This is a genomic window from Rhodococcus sp. BP-261, from assembly GCF_019835205.1.
GTDB classification, from domain to species: domain Bacteria; phylum Actinomycetota; class Actinomycetes; order Mycobacteriales; family Mycobacteriaceae; genus Rhodococcoides; species Rhodococcoides kyotonensis_B.
The window spans coordinates 32,517-45,272 of record NZ_JABUCO010000021.1 but is presented as its reverse complement, the minus strand read 5'-3'; the positions used below and the strand labels follow the sequence as shown (position 1 = coordinate 45,272).

14 protein-coding genes are annotated in these 12,756 nt (G+C 67.5%); 6 read left to right on the top strand and 8 right to left on the bottom strand.

Going from position 1 to position 12,756, the window contains the following annotated elements; all coding sequences use genetic code 11:
• Positions 1–11: 11 nt before the first annotated feature.
• From HQ354_RS19950 to HQ354_RS19930, 5 genes are read right to left on the bottom strand one after another with little or no spacing between them, the layout of a single operon-like run.
• Positions 12–1,274, bottom strand: a complete 1,263-nt coding sequence (locus HQ354_RS19950) for a primosomal protein (protein WP_068428266.1) — start codon at positions 1,272–1,274, stop codon at positions 12–14.
• Positions 1,275–1,289: 15 nt separating this feature from the next.
• On the bottom strand, positions 1,290–1,592 hold the full coding sequence (locus HQ354_RS19945; RefSeq protein ID WP_222635414.1) for a YbaB/EbfC family nucleoid-associated protein: 303 nt from the start codon (positions 1,590–1,592) through the stop codon (positions 1,290–1,292).
• Positions 1,589–1,915, bottom strand: a complete 327-nt coding sequence (locus HQ354_RS19940; RefSeq protein ID WP_222635413.1) for a hypothetical protein — start codon at positions 1,913–1,915, stop codon at positions 1,589–1,591. The genes HQ354_RS19945 and HQ354_RS19940 overlap by 4 nt, the downstream gene beginning before the upstream one ends.
• Positions 1,912–3,039 (bottom strand): C40 family peptidase, encoded by a 1,128-nt coding sequence (locus tag HQ354_RS19935; RefSeq protein ID WP_222635412.1) that lies wholly within the window; start codon positions 3,037–3,039, stop codon positions 1,912–1,914. The genes HQ354_RS19940 and HQ354_RS19935 overlap by 4 nt, the downstream gene beginning before the upstream one ends.
• Positions 3,036–3,335: a type VII secretion target gene (locus HQ354_RS19930; RefSeq protein WP_222635411.1), complete on the bottom strand. Its 300-nt coding sequence runs from the start codon at positions 3,333–3,335 to the stop codon at positions 3,036–3,038. The genes HQ354_RS19935 and HQ354_RS19930 overlap by 4 nt, the downstream gene beginning before the upstream one ends.
• 91 nt (positions 3,336–3,426) lie before the next feature.
• Here HQ354_RS19930 and upp point away from each other — a divergent pair, with 91 nt between their 5' ends.
• Together upp and HQ354_RS25675 are read left to right on the top strand one after the other, a co-directional pair.
• Positions 3,427–4,050, top strand: a complete 624-nt coding sequence (upp, locus tag HQ354_RS19925) for a uracil phosphoribosyltransferase (RefSeq protein ID WP_222635410.1) — start codon at positions 3,427–3,429, stop codon at positions 4,048–4,050.
• A gap of 68 nt (positions 4,051–4,118) precedes the next feature.
• Entirely contained in the window at positions 4,119–4,940 is an 822-nt protein-coding gene (locus HQ354_RS25675) for a DUF2797 domain-containing protein (protein WP_308115280.1), read from the top strand.
• A gap of 23 nt (positions 4,941–4,963) precedes the next feature.
• On the opposite strand, the gene HQ354_RS19915 is transcribed toward HQ354_RS25675, so the two are convergent.
• The gene (locus tag HQ354_RS19915) at positions 4,964–6,568 is read right to left on the bottom strand and encodes a phospho-sugar mutase (RefSeq protein ID WP_157105442.1); all 1,605 of its coding nucleotides are present in this window, start codon (positions 6,566–6,568) and stop codon (positions 4,964–4,966) included.
• Positions 6,569–6,585: 17 nt separating this feature from the next.
• The gene (locus HQ354_RS19910) at positions 6,586–7,413 is read right to left on the bottom strand and encodes a purine-nucleoside phosphorylase (RefSeq protein ID WP_068432000.1); all 828 of its coding nucleotides are present in this window, start codon (positions 7,411–7,413) and stop codon (positions 6,586–6,588) included.
• Between the two features lie 165 nt (positions 7,414–7,578).
• Between HQ354_RS19910 and HQ354_RS19905 the strand changes: the two genes are divergently transcribed.
• From HQ354_RS19905 to HQ354_RS19895, 3 genes are read left to right on the top strand one after another with little or no spacing between them, the layout of a single operon-like run.
• Positions 7,579–8,286, top strand: a complete 708-nt coding sequence (locus tag HQ354_RS19905) for an enoyl-CoA hydratase/isomerase family protein (RefSeq protein ID WP_068431997.1) — start codon at positions 7,579–7,581, stop codon at positions 8,284–8,286.
• Between the two features lie 15 nt (positions 8,287–8,301).
• On the top strand, positions 8,302–9,474 hold the full coding sequence (locus tag HQ354_RS19900; RefSeq protein WP_222635409.1) for a M20 family metallopeptidase: 1,173 nt from the start codon (positions 8,302–8,304) through the stop codon (positions 9,472–9,474).
• Entirely contained in the window at positions 9,471–10,634 is a 1,164-nt protein-coding gene (locus tag HQ354_RS19895; RefSeq protein ID WP_222635408.1) for a M20 family metallopeptidase, read from the top strand. Before HQ354_RS19900 ends, HQ354_RS19895 begins: the two co-directional genes overlap by 4 nt.
• Before the next feature lie 23 nt (positions 10,635–10,657).
• On the opposite strand, the gene HQ354_RS19890 is transcribed toward HQ354_RS19895, so the two are convergent.
• Positions 10,658–11,119: a gamma-glutamylcyclotransferase gene (locus tag HQ354_RS19890; RefSeq protein ID WP_068431989.1), complete on the bottom strand. Its 462-nt coding sequence runs from the start codon at positions 11,117–11,119 to the stop codon at positions 10,658–10,660.
• A 171-nt stretch (positions 11,120–11,290) separates the two neighbouring features.
• Here HQ354_RS19890 and HQ354_RS19885 point away from each other — a divergent pair, with 171 nt between their 5' ends.
• Positions 11,291–12,694: an NAD(P)H-quinone dehydrogenase gene (locus HQ354_RS19885; protein ID WP_068431986.1), complete on the top strand. Its 1,404-nt coding sequence runs from the start codon at positions 11,291–11,293 to the stop codon at positions 12,692–12,694.
• The last annotated feature ends 62 nt before the right edge of the window (positions 12,695–12,756 follow it).

Genomic DNA, 12,756 nt, shown 5'->3' with positions numbered 1-12,756 from the left:
GTCGGCTGTTCCTACTGCTTGCGGAGGCGGGCCTCGAACTCACGCTCGAGTGCTCGCCACGCCTCGGCTTCGGCGTCGAACGGCGCGCTCGGAGCGAGACGGTTCGGGTCCGGTTCCAGCGTGTACGAGACGTACCACCCGAGCGGAGTCGACGTCGCGAGTGCGGTTTCGACGGACTCGTCCCCGGCGAAGTCGGCGGCATCGGTGAACAACTCGACGGCCAGGTCGAGTTGGTCGACGTCGACGGCAGAAGGCCCCTCTGCGAGGTCGTCCGCGAGACCCGGAAGCACGTAGACGTTCTCGTCGGTCACCTCGATCTCGAGCGATCCGTCGACGGCTGCGGTCTGCACGTCGGTGAACGTGCTCACTTTCGCCAGATCGTGGTCGTGGTCGTCGGCGAGGTAGCGGGCCAGCGACCGCTCCGACCCGAAGACGGTGATGCTGCCCGCGCGGCCGAGGAAGATCGGCTCGTCGTCGATGTAGCACCGCAGCGTGTACAGCGTGTCGTCGGACGTGATGATGCGGATGGGATCGATACCGACGTCGGTCCAGAAACCGTCGTCCGACGCAGCTCGGGCGACGGGGTCGACGTCTTCTTCGGCTTCCTCGTCCGTCTCGTCCTCGTCGGTTTCGTCCTCGTCTTCCGACAGGTCGTCGGCGTCGACGATGTTCTCGGCAGCGGCGAGTAGTTCGGCCTCGGCGACTTCGACGGCGGACGCGTCGACGTCCGGTGTCTTCACGACGGAGTCGATCGCGTCGACGACGTCGTCCCAGCTTTTGGCGACCGCGGACCCGATCCGGTCCCAGAGCGCCTCGCCGTCCTTGCCGAGGAATGCCTCGACGCCGACGCCGACCGCACCGAGGTGTGGGTTGTTCGCGAAAAACGAAGTGACGGAACCCAGTTCGCAGACATCGCCGAGTGTCTGCACCATCTCGAACGTCGCGTTCAGTTCGGCCAGAACATCCGAGTCGGGTTCCTCGGCGACGAGTTCGGGAACGCCCACGAGGTCGAACCGGTGCAGGTCGTCGGGCTCGAGCTCGTTCGCGGCGAGCGCGGACACGACCGTCCACGACGGATGGTCGACCAGATCGTTGTCGTCGTCGTTCCGGATGAACGCGGCCAGGTGCGCCACCGCCTCGAAACCGTACAGATCGTCCTCGTGACCGAGGAACGCTTCCCATTCGTCGTCGCCTTCGCGCCATTCCGGCGCCCAGAGGGTGACGAAGTCGCCGCGGGTGAGACCTAGTTCGATCGGGATGATGTCGCCAGCCATGGCCGGAAGCCTATCTCAGGTTTCCGTGAGAGAACTTTGCATGTCGCGCAGGATCACCTCTCGCCGTGCCAGCGCATCTCGGGCGGCGGCCTCCGCGGTCGCGACGATGACCGAACCGAGGCGTGAAGCGGATTCGCGTGTCAGATCGGGTGCCAGGTCGAGTCCGACGACGGCGCCGTGGCTGTCCACTTCGACTTCGACGACACCGTCCGGGGAACGATGCACGATGCGGAGCCCGGCGAGCGTCTCCGCTGCTCCCTGCATCGAGTCCAGGGCCCGCTGCCCGCGGGAGATCAAGCGCTCCAACGGTTCGGTCATACCGACCGCAACCAACTGGTCGGTTCCGCGTCGTCGGCGAGGTGTCGGTTCTCCGCGTCGGCGACGGCTGCCCGGGTGGGTAGGCCGAGACGGTCGAGAACGTCGGTGGGCACTCCGTCGTCGGCGAGGAGATCGCGTCGGTGCGCCTTGGCCGACTCGGTGGCGCGCCGACACAACTGCAGGATGGTCGCTGCCAATTCGGCGCCGCCGAAACGCAATTCGTTCGGGTCGATGTAGATGTCGATGGGCCGTCCGTGTTCCGTGGCTCGGACGCGCACGGAGTCGCTGCGTGTACCGGCGACCGCGGTGACGTCCTGCGTCATGCGGTCGGCCTGTAGAAGCCCTGGAAGCCCATACCGCTGTTGGTCGTCCGAATTGCGCTGACCTGCACAGGATCTCCCGCTTCGACGAACTGGCCGTTTCCGATGACCATGGCGACGTGACCGTCCCAGACCGCGAGGTCGCCCGGCATCAGCTCGTCCTCGCTCACCTGCGGACCGATGTCCTGCTCCTGGGCGAGGCGGGGAAGTTGGACGCCCTGCTCGCCGTACGCCCACTGAGTCAGCCCGCTGCAGTCGAGTCCGCGGCCCGGTTCGGTGCCGCCCCACACGTAGGGAACGCCCTGCTGGCTCAGCGCGCTCCGCACCGCGCCCGCCGCCCGCTCGTTGGGAGCGACCGCGACGGTCCCGTCGGGAAGCGCGACCTCGACGCCGCGGCCTCGCGCGCCCACGGCAGCAGACTCCCGCTGCGGGGCGAAGGTCGACATGCCGCTGTCCGATACGGCCGCCGCGGGCGACGTCGACGCGTAGGTCTGCGGCTCGGGGAGCGACGGCACGGAAACCGACTGCGCGAAGTTCCGCAGGAATAGGTTGCTCGGATCTGCGCCGGTTGCCGCGGGCACTGCCGTCGGAACGGTGGGTGCCGGGGGAGCGCCCGGCGGCGCCGGTACCGGGGGTGGCGACGCCAATGCCGCCATCTCGCCCGCATGCACGGCCAGTTCGGCCCGCACCCGCGCGACGACGGCGAGCGCACGCTGGAGGTGTTCGACCGCGGCGGCGATGATCATCGTCTGCCCCGGAGGTGTCAGCAGAACCGGCGCGGACGACACGGCGATCGAGGTGAACGACTGCACGATGCCCTGCAGCTCGACGACTCCCGCCTGTACCTTCTCGCATGCTCGGTCGATGATCACGGCCATCTCGTCACCGTGTCGGGCGAGGCGCGTCGCGCTGCCGTGAGCCTCCTCGGCGAGGTCGACAGCCGCGGCTGCAGCTGGGCCGCTCCACGTCGTGGCGAGTTCGGAGACCGCGGTCTGCCCGATGCGCTGCACTGTGTCCAACGTGCGGGACGATGCTCGAAGTACGTCGGCGGGACTGCCCGTCGGGACATGGCCGGAGCCGAACGCCCCGAGTAGATCGACGATCGGCTTGGAAAGAAGTTCGATCACGTAAGACTCCCGGCGGTGGCGATGTCCGTCGTCTCGTATCCGACGCCCGACGCAGCCGCCTGAACGCCGAGGCCGGCGACGACCTCGGCGAGGCGTGCCACTGCCGTCGTGTGAGCCGCATGCACGCCAGCGGCTGCGCCGAGGAACTCGGAGCCGATCGGCCCGAGGATCGGGGCGAGCAGGGCCGGCCCCGCTGCCGTCGACGCTGCCGCCGCGCCTGCCACCTGTGCAGCGAGAGAACCCGCGGTGGCCGAGTATCGCTGTAGCTCGGCCGTGGACGTCGCTAGTTCCGCCATGGTTCCTCGAACTCCCTGCGCGTGGAAAGTGACTACACCCCGTTTCGACGCACGTTCGGCTCGAACGGTTCCCACACCTATCCTTGTGCCCATGGAAATTCACGTGGTCGAACATCCACTGGCCGCCTCCTTGCTGACGACGATGCGCGACGAGCGCAGCGACAACGCAACATTTCGGTCCGCCCTTCGCCAGCTCACCCACATGCTGGTGTACGAGGCCACCCGCGATGCCGAGATCGAGAACTTCGACGTCAAGACTCCGGTCGCCGTCACTCAGGGCACTCGACTCTCCCGTCCGCCGCTGCTGGTTCCGGTCCTGCGCGCAGGCCTCGGCATGGTCGAGAAGGCGAGCGGATTGATTCCGCAGTCTCGCGTCGGGTTCGTCGGCATGGCTCGCGACGAGGAGACGCACCAGCCGGTGCCGTACATGGAATCGCTGCCGGACGACCTGTCGCAGACCCCCGTCTACGTCCTCGACCCGATGCTCGCGACGGGTGGGTCGATGGTGCACACGATCGAGATTCTGATGGGTCGCGGTGCTGCCGACGTGACGGTCATCTGCGTCGTCGCCGCGCCCGAGGGTGTCTCGGCGCTCGAGAGCTCGGGTCTGCCGGTACGTCTGGTGGCTGCGAGCATCGACGACGGACTCAACGAGAACGCCTTCATCGTCCCCGGCCTCGGTGACGCGGGCGACCGGCAGTTCGGCCCACGCTGAACGTCTCGCTCGTCCTCGGCGTCACGTGGCCTGCCGGTGAAGGCGATCCGCGGCTCCGCGTCGTCGACGTGGAGACGCGAGACGTCGCGTACGTCGAACTACGTGGTGCGAGAATCGGATTCGAGTCTCTCGGGGACGGTCGATGGTGTACGGGCCGAGTTGCGTTCTCGCCGAAGGGCTCCGAATACGTTCCCTGCCCGACGCAATCGCCCGCCGAGGTCGGTGCGCAGTGCGAGGTGTGCGAATCGAAGGACCCGTTTCGGTTCGTCCACACCGTGCACCGTGGAGGTTTCGTCTCGCGTGACCTCGAAGCGCATGTGATGCAACCACATTGGTTGTACATCGCGACGTTCGCGAACGGTGTGCACAAGGTCGGCACCGCGGCGAACACGCGTAAGTGGGGTCGGCTCGCCGAGCAGGGCGCGATCTGTGCGCAGTACGTCGCCTGGGCCACGGACGGCAAGGTGATCCGTGTGCTCGAAGACAAGGTCACCGAGGTGCTGCAGGTGCGGCAGTCGGTGCGGTCGTCGGCCAAGGCTGCGGCGCTGGCGTTGCCGGTCGACACCGCTCGCCTCGACGCGGCGACGGCTGCGTTGGCAGGGAGGGTCCGCGACATTCTCGGTCCCGGCGACGACAGCTTCCACACCGTCGACGAGGCGTGGCGTGTCGCGGGCTTCCGGGATCTGGCGTCCGGCAATCGGGTTGCCTATCCCAGCCGACTTGACTCGGGCACACACGGATTCACCGTCGATGCCTGTATCGGCCAGACGGCCGTCGTCGACATCGACGGCGAGTCCTACGTCGTCGACCTCCACGAGCTCACCGGTCGTCGGGTGCGGTTCGGTGACTACGACTCGACGCTGCCCGCCGTGCAGTCTGCACTCTTCTGACGTGCGCGCGAATATGTAGCGGGCTATACATTCGCGCGCACGAGTGACGAAGTCGCCTTCTTCAACGCCTCCAGCGTCGACTCGGCGGCGGCGCGGGCGTCCGCCAACCCGGCTCGATCGGCGACGGGCACCACGGCTTCGAGGTAGGCCTTCACCTTCGGCTCGGTGCCGGACGGTCGCACGACGACGCGAATGCCGTCCCCGGCGAGTTCGACGGCGTCGGTACGCAGGGGTCCGCGTTGGGAGAGGAAGTCGGTGACGGTGACATCGATGCCCGCGAGCTCCGTGGGAGGCGTCGCACGCAGCGCCTTCATCATCGACGCGATGTCGTCCAGGTCGGTCACGCGCTTCGACACCTGAGCTCCCGCGTGGACACCGAATTCGACGGCCAGGTCGTCGAGCATGTTCTGCAGGGTCCGCCCGTCCGCCGCGCACAGCGCCGTGAGGTCGGCGAGAACGACGGCGCCGGAGATGCCGTCCTTGTCCAGGACGTGCTCTGGGTCCACGCAGTGGCCGATCGCTTCCTCGTAGGCGTAGACCAGGCCCTGCCCGGCTCGGACGAGCCATTTGAACCCGGTCAAGGTCCGGGCGTACCGCGCACCGCGGGCGGGAGCGAGCGCTGCCAACAACTGCGACGACACGATCGTGTTGGCCACCAACGAGTTCGGCGGTGCCGTCGTCAGAATGTGATCGGCCAGCAGTGCGCCGGTCTCGTCGCCGGTGAGCATGCGCCATCCCGTCGGTCCGGGAATGCCGATCGCACATCGGTCGGCGTCGGGATCGAGTGCGATCGCGAGGTCGGCGTTCACCTCCGCGGCGAGTGCGAGCACGGCATCGGCCGCGCCCGATTCCTCGGGGTTGGGGAACGCGACGGTCGGAAACTCGGGGTCGGGCGCGAATTGACTCTCGACGACGTGGATGTCTCGAAAACCGAGTCCCCGCAACGCCGTCAGCGCGAGCTCGCCGCCGACGCCGTGCAAGGGCGTCAGGGCAATTCTGATCGCGCGACGCGGGGAACGGACGAGCGCGGGCAACGTGTCGAGATAGCGGGCCGCGACGTCGGATCCACCGGGCGACACCTGTGTCCGGGGTACGTCGACTGCGGGGCCGACAGCCGCGATCTCCGCTTCGATCTCCTTGTCGGCGGGCGGAACGAGTTGTGCGCCGCCGCGGAGATAGACCTTGTACCCGTTGTCCGCCGCCGGATTGTGCGACGCGGTGATCTGCACGCCGAGATCGGCGCCCAACGCTCGCACCGCGAACGCGAGCACAGGCGTCGGCAGCGGCCGGGGCAGGAGAACGACCGAAAACCCCTGAGCGGCCAAGGTTTCCGCCGCCGCGGTCGCGAACGTCTCGGAGCCGTGCCGCGCGTCGCGACCGACGACGACCGTCGATCCGCCCAGGCACTTCTTCTGCAACCACGCACCGATGCCTGCCGACGTCCGAACGACGACGGCGACGTTCATCCCGTTCGGTCCCGCACGCACCTCGCCGCGCAGGCCTGCGGTGCCGAACGAGAGAGGAGCGCGAAAGCGTTCGGCCAGTTCGTCGTCCGTCAGCTCGGACAGTTCCTCGCGCGTCGACGGGTCCGGGTCGCCGGCGATCCACGCGGCAACCTGCTCGGCCAGCGCCGATGGCTCGGACGTCACAGCGACGTCACCAGGCGGTGCAGCAGATCACCCATCCGCGACGCGGATGCCTTGCCCGCCTCGAGAACTTCGGCGTGGTTCAGGTGCTCACCCGTCATGCCCGCGGCCAGATTGGTCACGAGCGAGATACCGAGCACGCGTGCGCCCTGTGCGCGGGCAGCGATGGTCTCGTGGACGGTCGACATACCGACGAGATCGGCACCGAGCGTGCGCAGCATGCGAATTTCGGCGGGCGTCTCGTAGTGCGGACCGGGCAGACCGGCGTACACGCCGTCTTCGAGCGACGGGTCGATCTCGCGGGCGAGATCGCGCAGATCGGAGGAGTACGCGTCGACCAGATCGACGAATTCGGCACCGACGAGCGGCGACCGAGCCGTGAGATTGAGGTGGTCCGAGATCAGCACGGGTTGTCCGACGCTCATGCCCTCCCGGATGCCGCCCGCGGCGTTCGTCAACACGACCGTCTTCACTCCGGTCGCGATGGCCGACCGGACCGGATGCACGACGCGTCGCAGATCGTGGCCCTCGTACGCGTGGGTGCGGCCCTGCAGTAGCAGGGTGTGGGTGCCGCCGACGTTCACCGACGTGATGGTGCCCGAATGACCCGACGCGGACGGCGCTGCGAACCCGGGCAGGTCGGCCATCCGGAGCGTTGCCGTCGGAGTGCCGAAAGGTTCTGCCGCAGCCTGCCATCCGGACCCGAGCACGATCGCGACCGAATGCGAGGAGACTCCGGTGGCGTCTGCGATCGCGGCGGCAGCGGCGGACGCTGCGCCGGTCGGGTCGGTGGTCGGGTCGGGTCGCTGCTCGTCTGTAGTTCCCACGGGGTTCAACCCTAGGAGATAGGGCCGTTCCCGTCTCAGCTACACCGCGGGTGGGCATGGTGTTCCACTGTCGATGTCCGGCACGCGGGATCCCGCATCGTCGGCGCCGAGACTGGTACACCATGCCCACTACCGAATAAGTTACTGCCGGGTAGTATCCGGCTCATGCCTTACCTCGAACGCGACGGCGACGTGCACATCCTGTTTCTCGGTCCCGAGGGGTCGACCGAGGACTCCGAGAATCGGTTTCACCCCGACTGGATCGACAGCGTCCACTCGCTGCTCGACGAGGTCGAGGCGATCTCGGGTCCGTCTGCGTTGGTGACGTCGGCGACCGGCAAGTTCTTCACCAACGGCCTCGACACCGATTGGCTGTTCGCGAACCTCGACAAGATCACTTCGTACCTCGACCGCGTCCACACCCTGTACACGCGGCTGCTCACGTTCCCGATGGCGACCGTCGCCGCGGTGCAGGGGCACGCATTCGGTGCAGGCGCGATGCTCGCGACGGCCCACGACTTCCGCGTCGTGCGCGCCGATCGTGGCTTCTACTGCCTCCCCGAGGTGTCGCTGAACATGCCGTTCACGATCGGCATGTCCGCCCTGATCACCGGCAGGCTGCCGAAGCAGACGGCCGTCGAGGCCATGACCACGGGCAAGCGCTACGGCGGTCCCGACGCGGTTGCCGCCGGAATCGCCGACGCGGTGGCCGACGTGGATCGTGTACTGCCGGACGCCGTCGCGCGTGCGGCGGCGCTGACCGGCACCCGCGGACCGAACCTCGCGGGCATCAAACGGGGCATTCACGCCGACGTCCTCGCAGCACTGAACACTCCGACGGGCGAGAGCAACTTCAGCTTCGGAAACCAGTAGTGACAGACTGGGTCGGTGATCGATGAGACCGATGCAGGTGTGCACAGCGCTGCAACCGACCTGATAGAGCTCTCGCACTCGATTCATTCCGAGCCGGAACTGGCGTTCGAAGAGCACAAGAGTGCCGCGAAGGTGATGGAGCTTCTGCGAGCGGCCGATTTCGACGTCGAGGTCGGTGTCGCGGACATGCCGACCGCGTTCACGGCGAGCTTCGGCAGTGGCGAACTGGTCGTCGGAATCTGTGCCGAGTACGACGCGTTGCCGGAGATCGGGCACGCGTGTGGCCACAACATCATCGCGGCGTCGGCGGTAGGCGCGGCGTTGGCGCTCGCACCCGTCGCCGACCGGCTCGGCATCACTGTTCGGGTTCTGGGGACGCCCGCCGAGGAGACCGGTGGCGGCAAGGTCCTCATGCTGGAGCGAGGCGTGTTCGACGACGTCGCAACGGCGATCATGGTTCACCCGGGCCCGTTCGACATCGTCGGCGCGACGTCGCTGGCATTGTCGGACATCGCCGTGTCGTTCACCGGACGCGCGGCACACGCGTCGGCTGCGCCCGAGTGGGGCATCAACGCTGCTGACGCCGTCACCGTGAGCCAGGTGGCGCTCGGTCTGATGCGCCAGCATCTGTCACCGGGTCAGCAGGTGCACGGCATCGTCAGCGACGGCGGCCTCGCGCCCAACATCGTGCCCGGCCACGCCGAGCTGCTCTACTACCTGCGGGCCACGACGTCGGAGTCGCTCGAGGCGCTCACGAAGAAGGCGTACGCCTGTTTCGAGGCAGGCGCGATCGCGACCGGGTGCACGCACGAGATCAGAACGGTCTCGCCGACCTATGCGGAGTTGACGCCGGATCCGTGGCTCTCGGCCGCCTATCGCCGCGAAGCGGAGTCGATCGGACGCACACCGCTCGCACCGGAGTTGGAAGGATTTCGCCCACTGGGCAGTACGGACATGGGAAACGTGACGAATGTTCTACCCGGCATCCACCCGATCATCGGACTCGATTCCGGTGGGGCCGTGACGCATCAACCGGAGTTCGCCGCGGCCTGCGTCACCGAGTCCGCGGACAGGGCGGTGCTCGACGGCGCACAGCTCCTCTCGCGGACGACGGTTCGCGCGGTGACCGATGCCGAGGTGCGTGCACGTCTGCTCGGCGGCGTCGAAGCGCGGGCGGCTGCACGATGATCGAGAACTTCGCGCTCGTCGACAAATGGATTCTCGAGCACGCGGACGAGCTGTCGCAGTGGCGTCGTCACATCCACGCGAATCCCGAACTGGCACGGCGTGAATTCGCCACGACGGCGTTCGTCGTCGAACAGCTCGAATCCGCCGGATTGACGCCCAAGCTGTTGCCGGGAGGCACCGGCCTGACGTGCGACATCGGCCCGGACGGCCCGCGCGTCGGGCTGCGTGCCGACATGGATGCGTTGCCGTTGCAGGAATTCACCGGCGCGGCGTATTCGTCGACGGTCCCCGGCGTCTCGCACGCGTGCGGCCACGACGCGCATACGACGGTTCTGCTCGGTACCGCGCTCGCGCTCGCGTCGCTTCCCGCTCTGCCGTTCGGTGTTCGACTGATCTTCCAGCCGGCGGAGGAGGTCATGCCGGGAGGTGCGCTCGACGTCGTTGCGGCAGGTGCGCTGAAGGACCTGACGAAGATCTTCGCGCTGCACTGCGATCCGCGACTGGAGGTCGGCAAGGTCGGTGTGCGCGTCGGCGCGATCACGTCGGCCGCCGATACCGTCGAGCTGCGGTTGGACTCACCGGGTGGGCACACGTCGCGGCCGCACCTGACGACCGACCTCGTGTACGCGCTCGGCACGGTCATCACCGGATTGCCCGGGATGCTCAGTCGCCGAATCGACCCCAGGACCAGCACCGTCATGGTGTGGGGAGCGGTCGTCGCGGGCCAGGCACCCAACGCGATCCCGCAGACCGGCATGCTGACCGGAACGGTCCGTACCGGCGATCACGACACGTGGGCGTTGCTCGAACCGATGGTGCACGAGATCGTCGCCGGATTACTTGCGCCGACGGGTGTGCAGTACGAGCTGCACTACCGGCGCGGGGTCCCACCCGTCGTCAACGACGAGGCCGCGACGCGCGTCTTCGAGAAGGCGATTCACCGGGTCGGACCCGCGGCGCTCGCCGACACCGCGCAATCCGGTGGCGGGGAGGATTTCTCGTGGTACCTCGAGGACATCCCGGGATCCATGGCGAGGCTCGGTGTGTGGTCCGGATCAGGTCCGCAGCTCGACATTCACCAGCCGACGTTCGATCTCGACGAGCGAGCCCTCGCCGTCGGCGTCAAGGTGATGACGAGCATCGCGCTCGACCCGAACTAGCGGGCTATGTACTTCCGTACACGTCAGGTAGTCCCCGGCCCGACGTTACGGCTGTTGCGGGTGCGGAGTCCGCGCACGTAGTCGGCGGGCGCACCGGCGATTTCGGCGGCGTCGGCCATGACGCCGAGGTAGCGAGCCGACGGCAGGCCACCCTCGTACGCGTCGACCACATACAGCCAGGCCAGGACGGGACCGTCCTCGGTGTCGATGCGCAGGCGGATCTTGCGGTGGAAGCCGAGTTCGGATCCCTCCCAGCGGTCGAGGCGCTCTTCGTCCTCGACCGGAACGTCGTAGAGCACGACGAAGACCTTGGAATCGGCGTCCTCGACGACGGTGGCCAGTGCACCTTCCCAGCCGATGTCGCCACCGGCGAACGTCAATCGCCAGCCGTGCAGCCACCCGGTTCCGGAGATCGGAGAGTGCGGGCAACGCTGCAACATCTGCTCCGGATGCATGTTGGATCCGTAAGCGGCATAGATCGGCACGTCGGCAAGCCTAAACCGTCGGGTGTGTCTGCCATGCGTCGGAAGCCCCGAATCGGGCGTTTCGGCAGGTCGAGGGCAAGTGAAGTAATCCTTACCGATGCAGAGACTTCGCGAAGGGAATAAGTTTGAACCCACAGGCGCTCGAACTCACTCCCACAAGGAAGAGGCTCAATGACCCGGATCGTGATCATCGGTGGCGGACCCGCAGGGTACGAGGCAGCGCTGGTGGCAGCACAACACGGGGGCACCGTCACTCTCGTCGATTCGGAAGGAGTGGGTGGCGCCTGCGTTCTGTGGGACTGCGTGCCGTCGAAGACGTTCATCGCGTCGACCGGCATCAGGACGGAGATGCGACGCGCGACCGATCTCGGTATCTCGCTCGATCCGTCGAAGGCCACCGTCGCGCTCCCGCAGATCAACGAGCGTGTGAAGAGCTTGGCGCAGGCCCAGTCGGCGGACATCGCGGCGCGCGTGCGCTCGGTCGGCGTCGAACTGCTGTCCGGACGCGGCGAGATGATCGACAGCCAGGTCGGAATGGCTGCCCACCAGGTGCGTGCCACCCTCGCCGACGGCAGCGAACGCATCCTCGACGCCGACGTCGTCCTGATCTCGACGGGTGCGAGCCCGCGGGTTCTGAAGGGTGCCGAACCGGACGGTGAGCGCATCCTCAACTGGCGTCAGCTGTACGACCTCGACGCGCTACCCGAGCACCTGATCGTCGTCGGATCCGGTGTCACCGGTGCCGAGTTCGTGTCGGCGTACACAGAGATGGGCGTCAAGGTGACCGCCGTGTCGAGCCGCGACCGCGTGCTGCCGCACGAGGACGAGGATGCAGCGCTCGTGCTGGAGGAGGCGTTCAACGAGCGTGGTGTCACGCTGGTCAAGCACGCCCGAGCCGAGTCCGTTCAGCGCACCGACTCCGGCGTGATCGTCACGCTCGCCGACGGCCGAACCGTCGAGGGCAGCCACGCGTTGATGACGGTCGGCTCGGTCCCGAACACGTCGGGCCTCGGTCTCGAGAAGGTCGGCATCGAACTCGACCGCGGCGGATACCTGCGCGTCGACCGCGTCTCGCGAACGTCCGTGTCGGGTATCTACGCCGCCGGTGACTGCACCGGCCTCCTGCCGCTGGCATCGGTTGCGGCGATGCAGGGACGCATCGCGATGTACCACGCACTCGGTGAGGGCGTCACGCCGATCAAGCTCAAGACCGTCGCGTCGGCGGTGTTCACGCGCCCCGAGATCGCGTCGGTCGGCGTCAGTCAATCGGCCATCGACAAGGGCGAGGTTCCGGCGCGCACGGTCATGTTGCCGCTCGCCACCAACCCGCGCGCCAAGATGTCCGGTCTCAAGCGCGGTTTCGTGAAGATTTTCTGCCGTCCGGCCACCGGCGTCGTCATCGGTGGCGTCGTCGTCGCGCCGACCGCGTCCGAGCTGATCCTCCCGATCGCGATGGCCGTGCAGAACAACCTGTCGGTCAACGACTTGGCTGCGACCTTCTCGGTGTACCCGTCGCTGACGGGGTCGATCACCGAGGCGGCGCGGCAGCTCATGCGTCACGACGATCTGGACTAGTGCGGCTTCGCCACCCGTGCGCGGAAAGTTGGCCCGGGTTGCAACTATCCAGGCACGGGTGG

Excerpts from the sequence above, each read along its gene's own strand:
- HQ354_RS19950 (WP_068428266.1), bottom strand. The coding sequence starts at position 1,274 with ATGGCTGGCGACATCATCCCGATCGAACTAGGTCTCACCCGCGGCGAC.
- HQ354_RS19945 (WP_222635414.1), bottom strand. The coding sequence starts at position 1,592 with ATGACCGAACCGTTGGAGCGCTTGATCTCCCGCGGGCAGCGGGCCCTG.
- HQ354_RS19940 (WP_222635413.1), bottom strand. The coding sequence starts at position 1,915 with ATGACGCAGGACGTCACCGCGGTCGCCGGTACACGCAGCGACTCCGTG.
- HQ354_RS19930 (WP_222635411.1), bottom strand. The coding sequence starts at position 3,335 with ATGGCGGAACTAGCGACGTCCACGGCCGAGCTACAGCGATACTCGGCC.
- upp (WP_222635410.1), top strand. The coding sequence starts at position 3,427 with ATGGAAATTCACGTGGTCGAACATCCACTGGCCGCCTCCTTGCTGACG.
- HQ354_RS19905 (WP_068431997.1), top strand. The coding sequence starts at position 7,579 with ATGCCTTACCTCGAACGCGACGGCGACGTGCACATCCTGTTTCTCGGT.
- HQ354_RS19895 (WP_222635408.1), top strand. The coding sequence starts at position 9,471 with ATGATCGAGAACTTCGCGCTCGTCGACAAATGGATTCTCGAGCACGCG.
- HQ354_RS19885 (WP_068431986.1), top strand. The coding sequence starts at position 11,291 with ATGACCCGGATCGTGATCATCGGTGGCGGACCCGCAGGGTACGAGGCA.